The sequence below is a fragment of the Streptomyces sp. NPDC048278 genome, from assembly GCF_040652195.1.
Lineage (GTDB): Bacteria > Actinomycetota > Actinomycetes > Streptomycetales > Streptomycetaceae > Streptomyces.
On record NZ_JBEZLP010000003.1, the window covers coordinates 294,696 to 307,971 of the forward strand.

12 protein-coding genes are annotated in these 13,276 nt (G+C 73.5%); 6 read left to right on the plus strand and 6 right to left on the minus strand.

From position 1 onward, the window contains the following. Positions 1-85: 85 nt before the first annotated feature. From pepN to AB0D74_RS07530, 3 genes are all read right to left on the minus strand, one after another. Positions 86-2,569, minus strand: a complete 2,484-nt coding sequence (gene pepN, locus AB0D74_RS07520) for an aminopeptidase N (protein ID WP_362581520.1) — start codon at positions 2,567-2,569, stop codon at positions 86-88. Between the two features lie 141 nt (positions 2,570-2,710). Next, the gene (locus AB0D74_RS07525; protein ID WP_362581521.1) at positions 2,711-3,064 is read right to left on the minus strand and encodes a chorismate mutase; all 354 of its coding nucleotides are present in this window, start codon (positions 3,062-3,064) and stop codon (positions 2,711-2,713) included. A 35-nt stretch (positions 3,065-3,099) separates the two neighbouring features. After that, on the minus strand, positions 3,100-3,996 hold the full coding sequence (locus AB0D74_RS07530) for an AraC family transcriptional regulator (RefSeq protein WP_362581935.1): 897 nt from the start codon (positions 3,994-3,996) through the stop codon (positions 3,100-3,102). A gap of 107 nt (positions 3,997-4,103) precedes the next feature. Between AB0D74_RS07530 and AB0D74_RS07535 the strand changes: the two genes are divergently transcribed. Further along, the gene (locus tag AB0D74_RS07535) at positions 4,104-5,855 is read left to right on the plus strand and encodes a beta-galactosidase family protein (RefSeq protein WP_362581523.1); all 1,752 of its coding nucleotides are present in this window, start codon (positions 4,104-4,106) and stop codon (positions 5,853-5,855) included. A gap of 128 nt (positions 5,856-5,983) precedes the next feature. Beyond that, positions 5,984-6,874 carry a hypothetical protein gene (locus AB0D74_RS07540; protein WP_362581937.1) on the plus strand — a complete coding sequence of 297 codons (891 nt, stop codon included), beginning with the start codon at positions 5,984-5,986 and terminating at the stop codon, positions 6,872-6,874. A gap of 18 nt (positions 6,875-6,892) precedes the next feature. On the opposite strand, the gene AB0D74_RS07545 is transcribed toward AB0D74_RS07540, so the two are convergent. Next, positions 6,893-7,798, minus strand: a complete 906-nt coding sequence (locus AB0D74_RS07545; RefSeq protein ID WP_362581525.1) for an SDR family oxidoreductase — start codon at positions 7,796-7,798, stop codon at positions 6,893-6,895. Position 7,799: 1 nt separating this feature from the next. After that, complete coding sequence (locus tag AB0D74_RS07550) at positions 7,800-8,576, minus strand: SDR family oxidoreductase (RefSeq protein ID WP_362581527.1); 777 nt, start codon at positions 8,574-8,576, stop codon at positions 7,800-7,802. Between the two features lie 101 nt (positions 8,577-8,677). On the opposite strand from AB0D74_RS07550, the gene AB0D74_RS07555 reads away from it, so the two are divergent. From AB0D74_RS07555 to AB0D74_RS07570, 4 genes are read left to right on the plus strand one after another with little or no spacing between them, the layout of a single operon-like run. Next, positions 8,678-9,430 (plus strand): enoyl-CoA hydratase family protein, encoded by a 753-nt coding sequence (locus AB0D74_RS07555; protein ID WP_362581529.1) that lies wholly within the window; start codon positions 8,678-8,680, stop codon positions 9,428-9,430. Next, on the plus strand, positions 9,423-10,271 hold the full coding sequence (locus AB0D74_RS07560) for a CoA-transferase (protein WP_362581531.1): 849 nt from the start codon (positions 9,423-9,425) through the stop codon (positions 10,269-10,271). Before AB0D74_RS07555 ends, AB0D74_RS07560 begins: the two co-directional genes overlap by 8 nt. Next, entirely contained in the window at positions 10,271-10,999 is a 729-nt protein-coding gene (locus tag AB0D74_RS07565; protein WP_362581533.1) for a CoA-transferase, read from the plus strand. Before AB0D74_RS07560 ends, AB0D74_RS07565 begins: the two co-directional genes overlap by 1 nt. Next, on the plus strand, positions 10,999-12,048 hold the full coding sequence (locus AB0D74_RS07570) for a nitronate monooxygenase (protein ID WP_362581535.1): 1,050 nt from the start codon (positions 10,999-11,001) through the stop codon (positions 12,046-12,048). Before AB0D74_RS07565 ends, AB0D74_RS07570 begins: the two co-directional genes overlap by 1 nt. A 53-nt stretch (positions 12,049-12,101) precedes the next feature. Here AB0D74_RS07570 and AB0D74_RS07575 read toward each other — a convergent pair whose 3' ends face one another. Continuing rightward, on the minus strand, positions 12,102-13,259 hold the full coding sequence (locus tag AB0D74_RS07575) for an acetyl-CoA C-acetyltransferase (protein ID WP_362581537.1): 1,158 nt from the start codon (positions 13,257-13,259) through the stop codon (positions 12,102-12,104). Between the last annotated feature and the right edge of the window lie 17 nt (positions 13,260-13,276).

Sequence of the window (13,276 nt, forward strand, 5' to 3'; positions counted from 1 at the left end):
GGCCTCACCGAGCCCGGGAGCGGCGGCCGGTCCCCGCCTCGTGATTCCGGACCGGCCGCGCCCGTGTCGTCGTACCTCCGCGGCGCTACGCCTCGCGGACCCGCAACGCCCTTTCCAGGTCGTCCAGTTCGTCGATCAGGCGGCGGCGCAGGGCCGTGACCGGGTCGGCGTCCTCCAGGCAGGCGCGGCCGAGGGCGAGGTTCTCGGCGTCGACGGCGTGCGCGGGGAAGGCCTGCCGGCCGGTGACGGTGGCGATGCGGGGGCCGCGCCGGGCGGCGACGGCGACCGCGTCCTGGTAGTAGCGCGGCACGTACGCGCGGACCAGGTCGGCCTGTTCGGGATGCCAGAAGCCCTCGGCGGTGGCCGTGAACAGGTAGTTGGACAGCTCGTCGCCGGTGAACATCGCCTCCCAGGCCGCGCGCTTGGCCTCCGGGTCGGGCAGCGCGGCCCGGCAGCGGGCGGCGCCCTCCTGGCCGCTGGCGCTGGGGTCGCGGGCCAGTTCGGCGGCGATCCGGCCCTCGTCGACGGCGCCGAGGACGGCGAGCCGGGTCATGATGCGCCAGCGCAGCTCGGGGTCGAGCTCCGGCCCGCCGGGCACGGTGCCCTCGGCGAGCCAGGCGGCGATGGTGTCGGGGTGGGCTGCGGCGGCGATGAAGTGCCGTACGGCGATCAGGCGCAGCCCGGGGTTGTCGCCGTCCTCGGTGCGCCGGATGAGGTCGCGGCAGAGGGCGGAGACGGTGGCGAGGGCGGCGGGGCGGTCCTCGGGCCCGAGGTACCGGTCGACGACGTGGACCGCGGTGAAGGCCAGCACGCCCTGGACGAGGGCGAGGTCGGTCTCGTGCGGGAGATGGGCGCGGGCGGCCTCCAGGTAGGCCGCGGGCGGGAGTTCCCCGTCGCGGACGGCGTCGCGCAGGGCGTTCCAGACCACCGCGCGGGTCAGCGGGTCGGGCAGGCCCGACAGGCGGGCGCGGACGGTGGCGGCGGACTCGGCGTCGAAGCGGACCTTGGCGTAGGTCAGGTCGCCGTCGTTGACCACGAGCAGGGCGGGGCGCTTGCCGAGGACCTGGGGCGCGGTCTGCGGGATGTCGAGGTCGACGCGCTCGCGCAGGGTGAGCCGGCCCTCGTCGGCGAGGTCCTGGTCGTAGACGCCGACGCAGACGCGGTGCGGGCGGCTGCCGGTGCGTTCGACGGTGAGGGTGCGGATGCCGTCGGCCGCGGTGGCCAGGACCGGGGTGAGGGTGTCGACGCCGGTGGTGCGCAGCCACGTGTCGGCCCAGGCGTGCACGTCGCGTTCGGTGGCGGCGGCGAGGGAGTCGATGAAGTCGGCGAGGGTGGCGTTGGCGAACCGGTGCCGCTGGAAGTGGATGTTGATGCCGGCCAGGAAGTCCTTCTCGCCCATCCAGGCGACCAGCTGGCGCAGCGCCGAGGCGCCCTTGGCGTAGGAGATGCCGTCGAAGTTGAGCAGGGCGGCGGCGGTGTCGTCGACGGCCTCGGGGGCGACCGGGTGGGTGGAGGGGCGCTGGTCGGCATCGTAGCCCCAGGCCTTGCGGGCCACGCCGAAGTCGACCCAGGTGTCGGCGAAGCGGGTGGCCTCGGTGAGGGTCTGGTAGCCCATGTACTCGGCGAAGGACTCGTTCAGCCAGATGTCGTCCCACCACCTGAGGGTGACGAGGTCGCCGAACCACATGTGGGCCATCTCGTGGGCGATGACCATCGCGCGGGTCTGCCGCTCGGTGTCGGTGACGGCGGAGCGGTAGACGAACTCGTCGCGGAAGGTGACCAGGCCCGGGTTCTCCATGGCGCCGGCGTTGAACTCGGGGACGAACGCCTGGTCGTAGGAGTCGAAGGGGTAGGGCTCCTCGAACTTCTCGTGGTAGCGGTCGTAGCACGCGCGCGTGATGTCGAGGATTTCGTCGGCGTCGGCGTCGAGGTGCGGGGCGAGGGAGCGTCGGCAGTGGATGCCGAAGGGCAGTCCGCGGTGCTCGGTGCGCACCGAGTGCCAGGGGCCGGCGGCGACGGCGACCAGGTAGGTGGAGATCAGCGGGGTGGCGGCGGCCCGCCAGCGGCCCTCGCCGAGGTGCTCGGTGACGCCGTTGGCGAGCACCGTCCAGCCCTCGGGGGCGGTCACGGTGAGCTCGAAGACGGCCTTCAGGTCGGGCTGGTCGAAGGCGGCGAAGACCCGCTGCACGTCGTCCATGAACAGCTGGGTGTAGACGTACGTCGCGTCGTCCGTGGGGTCGGTGAAGCGGTGCATGCCCTCGCCGGTGCGCGAGTAGCGCATGGTGGCCTCGACGCGCAGCTCGTGCTCGCCCGCGGCGAGACCCCTCAGGGGCAGCCGGCCCTGGTCCAGCGTCTCGGGGTCGAGGGGCTGTCCGTCGAGGGCGACGGCGCGCAGGGTGGCGGGCTTCAGCTCGACGAAGGTGTCGCCGTCGGACCGGGCCGTGAACCTGATCACGGTGCGGGAGTCGAAGGTCTCGTCCCCGGTGGTCAGGTCGAGGTCGATCGTGTAGCGGTGGACGTCGAGGAGCTCGGCGCGGCTCTGCGCTTCGTCGCGAGTCAGTACGGACATGCGGGCCATGCTGCCCGATGACACCGGCAACGCACAGGGGCAGGAGCGGTACGCGGCTTATGTCCGCCCCGGGGGTCGCGGGGCGGACGGGGACGGCGCTGGTGAGCGCCGTCGTACGCGCCCGTGGGGGCCGGCGCCGGATCAGTGCGCGTCGTCCGCCGGTCCCCCGTTGACGGTGTCCTCGGCGATGGACTCGTGGTGCCTGATCACCTCGGCGATGATGAAGTTCAGGAACTTCTCGGCGAAGGCGGGGTCGAGCTTGGCGTTCTCGGCGAGGGTCCGCAGCCGGGTGATCTGCCGGGCCTCGCGGGCCGGGTCGGCCGGGGGCAGCCGGTGGACCGCCTTGAGGCGGCCGACCTGCTGGGTGGCCTTGAAACGCTCGGCGAGCATGTGGACGACGGCCGCGTCGATGTTGTCGATGCTGTCGCGCAGCCGGCCGAGTTCCTCGCGGACGGCGGGGTCGACGTCACCGGTACCGGTGTTGCTGGAGGTCATGGGTGTCAACCCTAAAGGGGGCCGCGGGGTGGTCCCTAGGGGCGGTGGGCGGGTTCGGCCACCGGCGGACCCGGTTCGCCGTCCTCCCGGAGGTCCTCGTTCCAGTCGTCGGGCACGGCCCGGCTCTGCTGGGCACGGAAGCGCACCGGGGCGGTGCCGACCCGGCGGGTGAACAGGCGGGAGAAGTAGGCCGGGTCGTCGTAGCCGACGCGGCGGGCGACGGCGGCCACGGACAGTTCGGTGGTGGCGAGGAGTTCCTGGGCGCGGCCGAGGCGGATGCCGATCAGGTAGTCCTTGGGACTGCACCCGGCGACCCGGCGGACGGCGGTGCGCAGCTCGGCCGGGGTCATGCCGTGCCGGGCCGCGTGGTCGGCGACGGTCATGCCGGTGCAGGCGTCGCGGGCGAGGGCGTGCAGCACCGGGTCGCCGTCGGGGGCGAGGTCGGCACGCGCGCGGCGCAGGGCGACGAGCAGCTCGTGCACCGCGGCGCCGGTCTCGACCTCCAGGAGGGGGTTGCCCTGCCGGGCGGCCCGGGCGATCCGGGCGATGACGTCCCGGGGTCCTGTGGCGTCCGCGAGGGGCACCACGGGCCGCTCGGGCTCGATGTAGCCGAGCTCCGTGTAGGTCGCGGTGTCGGGCCCGGTGAACGTCACGAAGGCCTCGTCCCAGCCGCTGTCCGGATCGGGCCCGTAGTGGTGCGGGACGCCCGGCGTGAGCCACACCAGGGCGGGCGCGACGACGGCGGTGCTGCGCCCGTCGGGCGTGCGGTACCAGCCCCGGCCCGAGGTGATCACCACGGCGACGTGATGGTCGAGCAGACGCGGGCCGACGGCGGGCACCGCGCCGTACTGGAGGCCGACGCCCCAGCAGGCCAGGCCGAGCCGCTGATGGACGGCGCCGGGTGTGAAGAACCGCATCCAGGTGCGGAAGATCGGCGCCCCTCCCGGCACTGCGTGCTCCTTCTTGTCGGCTCTTTCGTCCAAGTGCTGCCGATCTTTGTCCATGGTGTCGGCACATGCCAGCAGGACAAAGTGAGCGTATGAGCGACTTCACGGTGGGCGAAACCGATTTCCTCCTCGACGGTCGGCCGGTACGGCTGCTGTCCGGAGCGCTGCACTACTTCCGGGTGCACGAGGAGCAGTGGGGCCACCGGCTGGCGCTGCTGCGCGCCATGGGGCTGAACTGCGTGGAGACGTACGTCCCGTGGAACCTGCACGAACCGCACGCGGGCGGCTTCCGGGACGTCGAGGCCCTCGGCCGCTTCCTGGACGCGGCCCGGGCGGCGGGCCTGTGGGCGATCGTGCGGCCGGGGCCGTACATCTGCGCGGAGTGGGAGAACGGCGGTCTGCCGCACTGGGTGACGGGCGAGCTGGGCGCACGGGCACGCACGCGTGACGAGAGTTTCCTGCGCTACGTGGACCGCTGGTTCCGCCGCCTGCTGCCCGAGGTGGTGTCCCGGCAGCAGGACCGGGGCGGCCCGGTGATCATGGTGCAGGTCGAGAACGAGTACGGCAGCTACGGCTCCGACGCCGCCTACCTGGCCCACCTCACCGGCCTGCTGCGGGCCGAGGGCGTCACGGTGCCGCTGGTCACCTCGGACGGCCCCGAGGACCACATGCTCACCGGCGGCTCGGTTCCCGGCCTGCTCGCGACGGTGAACTTCGGCTCGCACGCGCGCGAGGCCTTCGAGACCCTGCGCCGGCACCAGCCGCACGGTCCGCTGATGTGCATGGAGTTCTGGTGCGGCTGGTTCGACCACTGGGGCGGCGAGCACGTCGTACGGGACGCCGGGGACGCGGCGGCGGCGCTGCGGGAGATCCTGGAGTGCGGGGCGTCGGTCAACGTCTACATGGCGCACGGCGGCACCAACTTCGCCGGCTGGGCGGGCGCCAACCGCCCCGGCGGCGAGCTGCACGAGGGCCCGCTGGAGGCGGACGTGACGTCCTACGACTACGACGCCCCGATCGACGAGTTCGGCCGTCCCACGGAGAAGTTCTGGCGCTTCCGCGAGGTCCTCGCCGGGTACCACGACGGCCCGCTGCCCGAACTGCCCCCGGCGCCGCCCGCACTGGCCTCGCGGACGGACGTGGAGACGACCGGCTGGGCCCCCCTGTCCGCCGTCCTGGAGACCCTCGGCACCCCGGAACGCGTGCACGCCGTCCCGCCCACCTTCGAGGAGCTGGACATCGCCCGGGGTCTGGTCCGCTACGAGGTGGACGTGCCGGGCCCGCGCCAGCCGTACCCGCTCACCGCGCGGGGCCTGCGCGACCTCGCGGTCGTGTACGTCGACGGCGAGCGGGCCGGGGTCCTCACCGAGGAGGAACCCCAGCTCAAGAAGCCGGTCGCCGGCCCCGCGCGCGTGGAGCTCTGGGTGGAGACTCTGGGCCGCGTCAACTACGGCCCGCGCTCGGGCGAACCGAAGGGCATCACCGGGGGCATCCTGCACGAACGCCAGTTCCTGCACGGGGTACGCGCGCGTGGCCTGGATCTCGACGCCTTCGAGGGCGGTGTGGACGCGGTGCCCTTCGGCCCGCTTCCGGAGGACGGCGCCCCCGGCCTCTACCGGGGCACGGTGACGGTCCACGACGCCGGCGACGCCCGCCTGGAACTCCCGGGCTGGACCCGCGGCTTCGTCTGGATCAACGGCTTCAACCTGGGACGTTACTGGTCGGCGGGCCCGCAGGAGTCGTTGTACGTGCCGGGTCCGGTCCTCAAGGAGGGCGAGAACGAGATCTGGATCCTGGAACTCCAGGAAACCGATCAAGGAACGGCACGCGTGGCGCCCCTTTAGGGGCGCGGGGTACTGCGCGAGGCCCCCCCACCGGCCGCTGGCGCACGAACAACCTTCCGCCCCCAATCCTCCCCGTCCCCCGCATACTGTGGAAGACAGCTCCAGCGGCGTCCGTGGGGGTACCTGACGTGGCGAACGGCGGCCCGGTAGAACACGGCTACCCGCACCTGGACACCGTGCGGGCCGCCGTCACGGCGTTGTACCGACGGCTGTCCTACGACACCGTCCAGACCTTCGCCACCAGCGTCGCCCCCGCCGACGTCGCGTTCTGCGACACCGACGACCTCCACCTCGGCTCGCAGCGCGTCGCCCGCGAGATCGTCCGGCACTTCCGCCTGCCCGACGCCCGCATGGTCGTCGGCTTCAAGGACATGACCCACGCGGCGAACGTCGAACTCACCGCGGGCCCCGAGTACTTCGTCGAGCTGAACGACCGTTTCCGCACCCACCGCAGGGACATCGGCGCGGCCCTCGCCCACGAGGTGATGCACGTGTACCTGCACCGCCTGGACCTGTCCTTCCCGAGCGTCCGGGAGAACGAGATCCTCACCGACACGGCGACCACCTACCTCGGGGCCGGCTGGCTGCTCCTGGACGCCTACCGGGAGCACGGCGAGGCCTCCCAGAAGCTCGGCTACCTCACCCCGGAGGAGTTCGGCTACGTGCTGGCCAAGCGCGCCCTCGTCTTCCACGAGGACCCCTCGGTGTGGTTCACCAGCCCGCAGGCCTACACGGCCTACCAGAAGGGCATGGCCCGGGCCCGCCAGGACGGGGAGCAGCCGCCGCTGAGCGCGGCCGGCTGGGCGGGCCGCCGCCGCTACGCCCGGGACCGCCGCCACGCGCCCGGCGCGCCGCCTCCGCAGCCCGGCGCCGCCTACGCCTTCACTCCCGACAGCGGCGGCCGGCTGCGGGTCTCGTTCCCGTGCCCGACCTGCCACCAGCGGATCCGGGTGCCGGTCCGGGGCCGGGTCCGGGCCCGCTGCTCGCTGTGCCGGTCGGTACTGGAGTGCGACACGTAGCTCCCCGCGCCCCCGGTCTCACGCCCCGTACACCGCCCCCGGCGGCTCCGCCTCGGCCAGCAGTTTCAGGGCCGTCTCCCCCGCCTCCGCCGGGGTCCACCGGGCTCCCTTGTCGGCGGTCGGACCGGGCCGCCATCCCTCCATGACGGTGATCCGGCCGCCCTCCGCCTCGAACACCCGCCCGGTGACGCCGGCGCTCGCGGCGGAACCCAGCCAGACCACGAGCGGGGCGACGTTCCCGGGGGCCATGGCGTCGAAGCCGGCGTCGGGGGCGGCCATGGTCGTGGCGAAGGCGTGCTCGGTCATCCGGGTGCGGGCGGCCGGGGCGATCGCGTTGACCTGGACGCCGTAGCGGGCCAGTTCGGCCGCCGCGACCAGGGTGAGGCCGACGATGCCGGCCTTGGCGGCGCTGTAGTTGCCCTGCCCGACCGAGCCCAGCAGTCCCGCGCCGCTGCTGGTGTTGACGATGCGGGCCACCGGGGTACGGCCCGCCTTGGCCTCGGCCCGCCAGTGCGCGGCGGCGTGCCGCAGCGGCAGGAAGTGGCCCTTGAGGTGCACCCTCATGACCGCGTCCCAGTCGTCCTCGCCGAGGTTGACGAGCATGCGGTCGCGCAGGAAGCCGGCGTTGTTGACGAGGGTGTCGAGGCGGCCGTACGCGTCCAGGGCCGCCGCCACCAGTGACTCGGCACCGGCGTCCGTCGCGATGTCGCCGCCGTGCGCCACCGCCTCGCCGCCGGCCGCCCGGATCTCGTCCACGACGGCCGCGGCGGGGCTGTCCTCCGCCGGCCCGCCGTCGAGGCCGACGCCGAGGTCGTTGACGACGACGCGGGCGCCCTCGGCGGCGAAGGCGAGCGCGTGCGCCCGGCCGAGCCCGCGCCCGGCGCCGGTGACGACCACGACCCGGCCCGCGCAGATTCCGTTCATCTCACTCCTCCTGGTCCGGCCGGTCCGGCTGGTCGGACGGCTTGTTGGCGGTTGCGGCGTCGAGGAAGGCGGGCCGCTCCCCGCCCCCGTGCACGAGCAGGCTCGCCCCGCTGACGTAGGCCGCCGCGTCGGAGGCCAGGAAGACGGCGGCGGCGCCGACGTCGGAGGGGGCGGCGAGGCGGCCGAGCGGGACAGTGCGGGAGACGGCGTCGATGCCGTCCAGGCCGCCGTAGTGGAGGCCGGCCAGTTCGGTGCGGACCATGCCGACCACGAGGGTGTTGACCCGGACCTCCGGCGCCCACTCCACCGCCATGGACCGGGCGAGGTGCTCAAGGCCCGCCTTGGCCGCGCCGTAGGCGGCGGAGCCCGGCGAGGGCCGGCCGCCGCTGACGCTGCCGATCATCACCACCGCTCCCCTGGCCCGCCGCAGGTGCTCGTACGCGGCGAGGGAGGCGGTCAGCGGGGTGAGGAGGTTCAGCTCGATCACCCGGGCGTGCCGCTCGGCGTCCGCGTCGGCGAGCCGCCGGTAGGGGGTGCCGCCCACGTTGTTGACGAGCACGTCGAGCCGGGGCAGGGCGTCGAAGAAAGCGCGTACCGCGGGCGGGTCGCGCAGGTCGAGAGGGCTGAACTCGACGCCGTCCAGGGGTTGTTCGGGCGGTCGGCGGGCGCAGGCCAGGACGTGGGCGCCGGTCTCCGCGAAGGCCCGGGCGATCCCGGCGCCGACCCCCCTGGTACCGCCGGTGACGACGACCGTCCTGCCGCTCGGCGAGTTATCCACAGGGCCTCCCGCTCGTCCGCACCGGCTGCTAGCTTCGAAGCCTCACACCTAACAAATGTTTGGTGGAAAGGCAGCTGAGTGCGAAGGTAGCTGATGCGTCCATGGGTGTCTCCACCTCGTCTCCGGAAAAGGGCATCGCGCTCGTCACGGTCGACCACCCACCGGTGAACGCCCTGCCGGTGCGGGGCTGGTTCGCGCTGGCGGACGCGGTGCGCGCGGCCGGTCGCGACCCCGGGACCCGGTGTGTCGTGCTGACCGCGCGGGGCCGGGGTTTCAACGCGGGCGTGGACATCAAGGAGATACAGGCGGACGGGGACGCGGCACTGCTCGGCGCCAACCGGGGCTGCGCGGAGGCCTTCGCGGCGGTGTACGAGTGCGAGACCCCGGTGGTGGCCGCGGTGCACGGCTTCTGCCTGGGCGGCGGGATAGGGCTGGTGGGCAACGCGGACGCGATCGTGGCGAGCGAGGACGCCGTCTTCGGGCTGCCGGAGCTGGACCGGGGCGCCCTGGGCGCGGCCACCCACCTGGCCCGCCTGGTCCCGCCCCATCTGATGCGGACGCTGTACTTCACCTCGCGCACCGCGACCGCCGCCGAGCTGCACGCGCACGGCTCGGTGTGGCGGGTCGTGCAGGGCGGGGAACTGCTGTCGGCCGCGCTGGAGCTGGCGCGGGAGATAGCCGCCAAGGACGGCCGGCTGCTGCGCCTCGCCAAGGCCGCCATCAACGGCATCGACCCCGTCGACGTGCGGCGCAGCTACCGCTTCGAACAGGGCTTCACCTTCGAGGCCGCCCTCAGCGGGGTGGCCGACCGGGTCCGCGACACCTTCGGGAAGGAGGCCGCGACAGATGACTGACAAGACGATGACCGCCGACGAGGTCGTCGCCCGGCTCACCAGCGGCATGACCCTCGGCATCGGCGGCTGGGGCTCCCGGCGCAAGCCGATGTCCCTGGTCAGAGCGTTGCTCCGGAGCGACATCGGCGATCTCACCCTGGTCTCGTACGGCGGCCCGGACGTCGGGATGCTGGTCGCGGCCGGCCGGGTGCGCAAGCTGGTGACGGCGTTCGTCACCCTCGACTCCGTGCCGCTGGAACCGCACTACCGGGCGGGGCGCGAGCGCGGGGCGTTCGAGCTGACGGAGGTCGACGAGGGCATGTTCATGTGGGGCCTGCGCGCAGCAGCGAGCCGGCTGCCCTTCCTGCCGGTGCGGGCCGGGATCGGTTCGGACGTGATGCGGGTCAACCCGGCCCTGCGGACCGTGACTTCGCCGTACGACGACGGGGAGACGTTCGTGGCGATGCCCGCCCTGCGCCTGGACGCGGCGCTGGTCCACGTCAACCGCGCCGACCGGCTGGGCAACGGGCAGTACCTGGGCCCCGACCCGTACTTCGACGATCTGTTCTGCCAGGCGGCGGACGCGGCCTACGTCTCCTGCGAACGGATCGTGGACACCGCCGAGCTGACGAAGGAGGCCCCGCCGCAGTCGTTGCTCGTCAGGCGGCTCGATGTGACCGGGGTCGTGGAGGCTCCCGGCGGCGCGCACTTCACCTCCTGCGCGCCCGACTACGGCCGGGACGAGGAGTTCCAGCGGCTGTACGCGACGACCCCGTGGGCGGAGTTCGCCGAGCGGTTCCTGGCGGGGGACGAACAGGCCTACCGCGCGGCGGTGCGCAACCGGCAGGAGGGTCAGGGCTGATGGACGTGCTGCGCTCCGAGTACTGCGTCATCGCCTGCGCCGAGGCCTGGCGCGGCTCCGGTGAGATCCTGGCGAGCCCGATGGGTCTGATCCCCTCCCTGGGCGCCCGCCTGGCCCGGCTGACCTTCGCGCCGGACCTGCTGCTGACCGACGGCGAGGCGCTGCTGGTCCGCCCGGACGGGACGCCCGAGGGCTGGCTGCCCTACCGGCAGCACCTCGCCCTGGTGTCCGGCGGGCGCCGGCACGTGATGATGGGCGCGAGCCAGCTCGACCGGTACGGCAACCAGAACATCTCCTGCATCGGCGACTGGTCCCGGCCCCGCCGCCAGCTGCTGGGGGTGCGCGGAGCGCCGCTCAACACCCTCAACAACCCGACGAGTTACTGGGTCCCGAAGCACTCCCGGCGGGTGTTCGTGGCGCAGGTCGACATGGTGTGCGGGGTGGGGTACGACCGGGTCGCCGCGCATCCGGGCACGGAGCGCTTCCACCGCATCCCGAGGGTCGTCACCGATCTGGCCGTCCTCGACTTCGAGACCCCGGACCGGTCGATGCGGCTGGCGGCGCTGCATCCGGGGGTGAGCGTCGACCAGGTCCGGGAGGCGACCGACTTCGCGCTGACCGTCCCGGACGAGGTGCCGTACACCCGGGAACCGGACGCGGAGGAGCTGCGGCTGATCCGCGAGGTGCTGGATCCGGCCGGCGCGCGGACGAAGGAGGTGGCCGGCTGATGGAGACGGCGCTGACCCGGCTGGCCGGGGTCCGGCATCCGATCGTGCAGACGGGGATGGGCTGGGTGGCGGGCCCCCGCCTGGTCTCGGCGACGGCGGAAGCCGGGGCCCTCGGCATCCTGGCCTCCGCCACGATGACCCTCGACCAGCTGCGGGCCGCGATCGCCGAGGTGCGGTGCCGTACGGACGCCCCGTTCGGGGTGAACCTGCGGGCGGACGCGGCCGACGCCGGCGACCGCGTCCGGCTGATCATCGACGGGGGTGTGCGGGTGGCGTCCTTCGCGCTCGCCCCCTCCCCCGGGCTGATCGCCGAGCTGAAGGAGGCGGGCGTGGTGGTGATCCCGTCCGTGGGGGCGCGGCGGCACGCCGAGAAGGTGGCGGCGTGGGGCGCGGACGCGGTGATCGTGCAGGGCGGCGAGGGCGGCGGGCACACCGGCGAGGTGGCGACCAGCGTGCTGCTGCCGCAGGTGGTGGACGCGGTGCGGATACCGGTGGTGGCCGCCGGGGGCTTCTTCGACGGCCGGGGGCTGGTGGCGGCGCTGGCGTACGGCGCGGCGGGGGTCGCGATGGGCACCCGGTTCCTGCTCACCTCGGACTCGACGGTGCCGGACGCGGTGAAGGCCAGGTATCTGGCGGCGACGGTCAGGGACGTCACCGTCACCCGGGCGGTGGACGGGCTGCCGCACCGGATGCTGCGGACCGATCTGGTGGCCGCGCTGGAGCGCTCGGGCCGGGCCCGGAGTCTGCTGCACGCGATCCGGCGCGCGGCGGGGTTCCGGAGACTGTCCGGGCTCACCTGGCGGCAGATGGTGCGGGACGGCCTGGCCCTGCGGCACGGCAAGGAGCTGTCCTGGAGTCAGGTGCTGCTGGCCGCGAACACGCCGATGCTGCTCAGGTCGGCGATGGTGGACGGCCGCACGGATCTCGGGGTGATGGCGTCCGGGCAGGTCGCCGGGGTGATCGACGACCTGCCGTCGTGCGCGGAGCTGGTGGGACGGATCATGAAGGAGGCGGAGGAGACCCGGGATCGGCTCATGGCCCTCAAGTGAGGGCTTCCCTCGGGTGAGGGCTTCCTCGGGTGAGGGCTTCCTCGGGTGAGGGATCAGAGCCGCTCGATGATCGTCACGTTCGCCTGTCCCCCGCCCTCGCACATGGTTTGCAGGCCGAACCGGCCGCCGGTGCGCTCCAGTTCGTGCAGGAGGGTGGTCATCAGCCTGACGCCGGTGGCGCCGAGCGGGTGGCCGAGGGCTATCGCGCCGCCGTTGACGTTGACCCTGGCGGGGTCGGCGCCGGTCTCCTTGAGCCAGGCGAGGACGACCGGGGCGAAGGCCTCGTTGATCTCGACGAGGTCGATGGCGTCGATGGTGAGGCCGGTCTTCTTCAGGGCGTGGGCGGTGGCCGGGATCGGCGCGGAGAGCATCCGGATGGGGTCCTCGCCGCGGACGGACAGGTGGTGGACGCGGGCCCGGGGGCGCAACCCGTGTTCGCGGACGGCGCGTTCGGAGGCGAGGAGCATGGCGGCGGCGCCGTCGGAGACCTGGGAGGAGCAGGCGGCGGTGATGGTGCCGCCGTCGACGACCGGCTTCAGGGCGGCCATCTTCTCCAGGGAGGTGTCACGGCGCGGGCCCTCGTCCACCGCGACCGGGCCGTAGGGCACGATCTCCCGCTCGAAGCGGCCCTCGTCGATGGCGCCGAGCGCCCTCCGGTGGGAGTTCAGGGCGAACTCCTCCTGGTCCCGGCGGGTGATGCCCCACTTGGCGGCGATCATCTCGGCGCCGGCGAACTGGTTGACGGGCTGCCGGCCGTACCGGGCCCGCCAGCCCTCGCTGCCCAGGAAGGGACCCTCGGTCAGGCCGAGCGGTTCGGCGGCCTGCCGGGAGGCGAAGGCGATGGGGATCTGGGACATGTTCTGGACGCCGCCTGCGACCACCAGGTCCTGGGTGCCGGAGAGGACGGCCTGCGCGGCGAAGTGCACGGCCTGCTGCGAGGAGCCGCACTGGCGGTCGACGGTGACGCCCGGCACCTCCTCGGGCAGCCCGGCCGCCAGCCAGCAGGTGCGGGCGATGTCGCCCGCCTGCGGCCCCACCGCGTCGAGGCAGCCGAAGACGACGTCCTCGACGGCGGCCGGGTCCACACCCGACCGCTCGACCAGTGCGGTCAGCACATGGGCGCCCAGGTCGGCCGGGTGGACCCCGCTCAGTCCGCCCTTGCGCCGTCCGACCGGCGTACGCACCGCTTCGACGATGTAGGCCTCGGCCATGTCAGCAACTCCCTCGG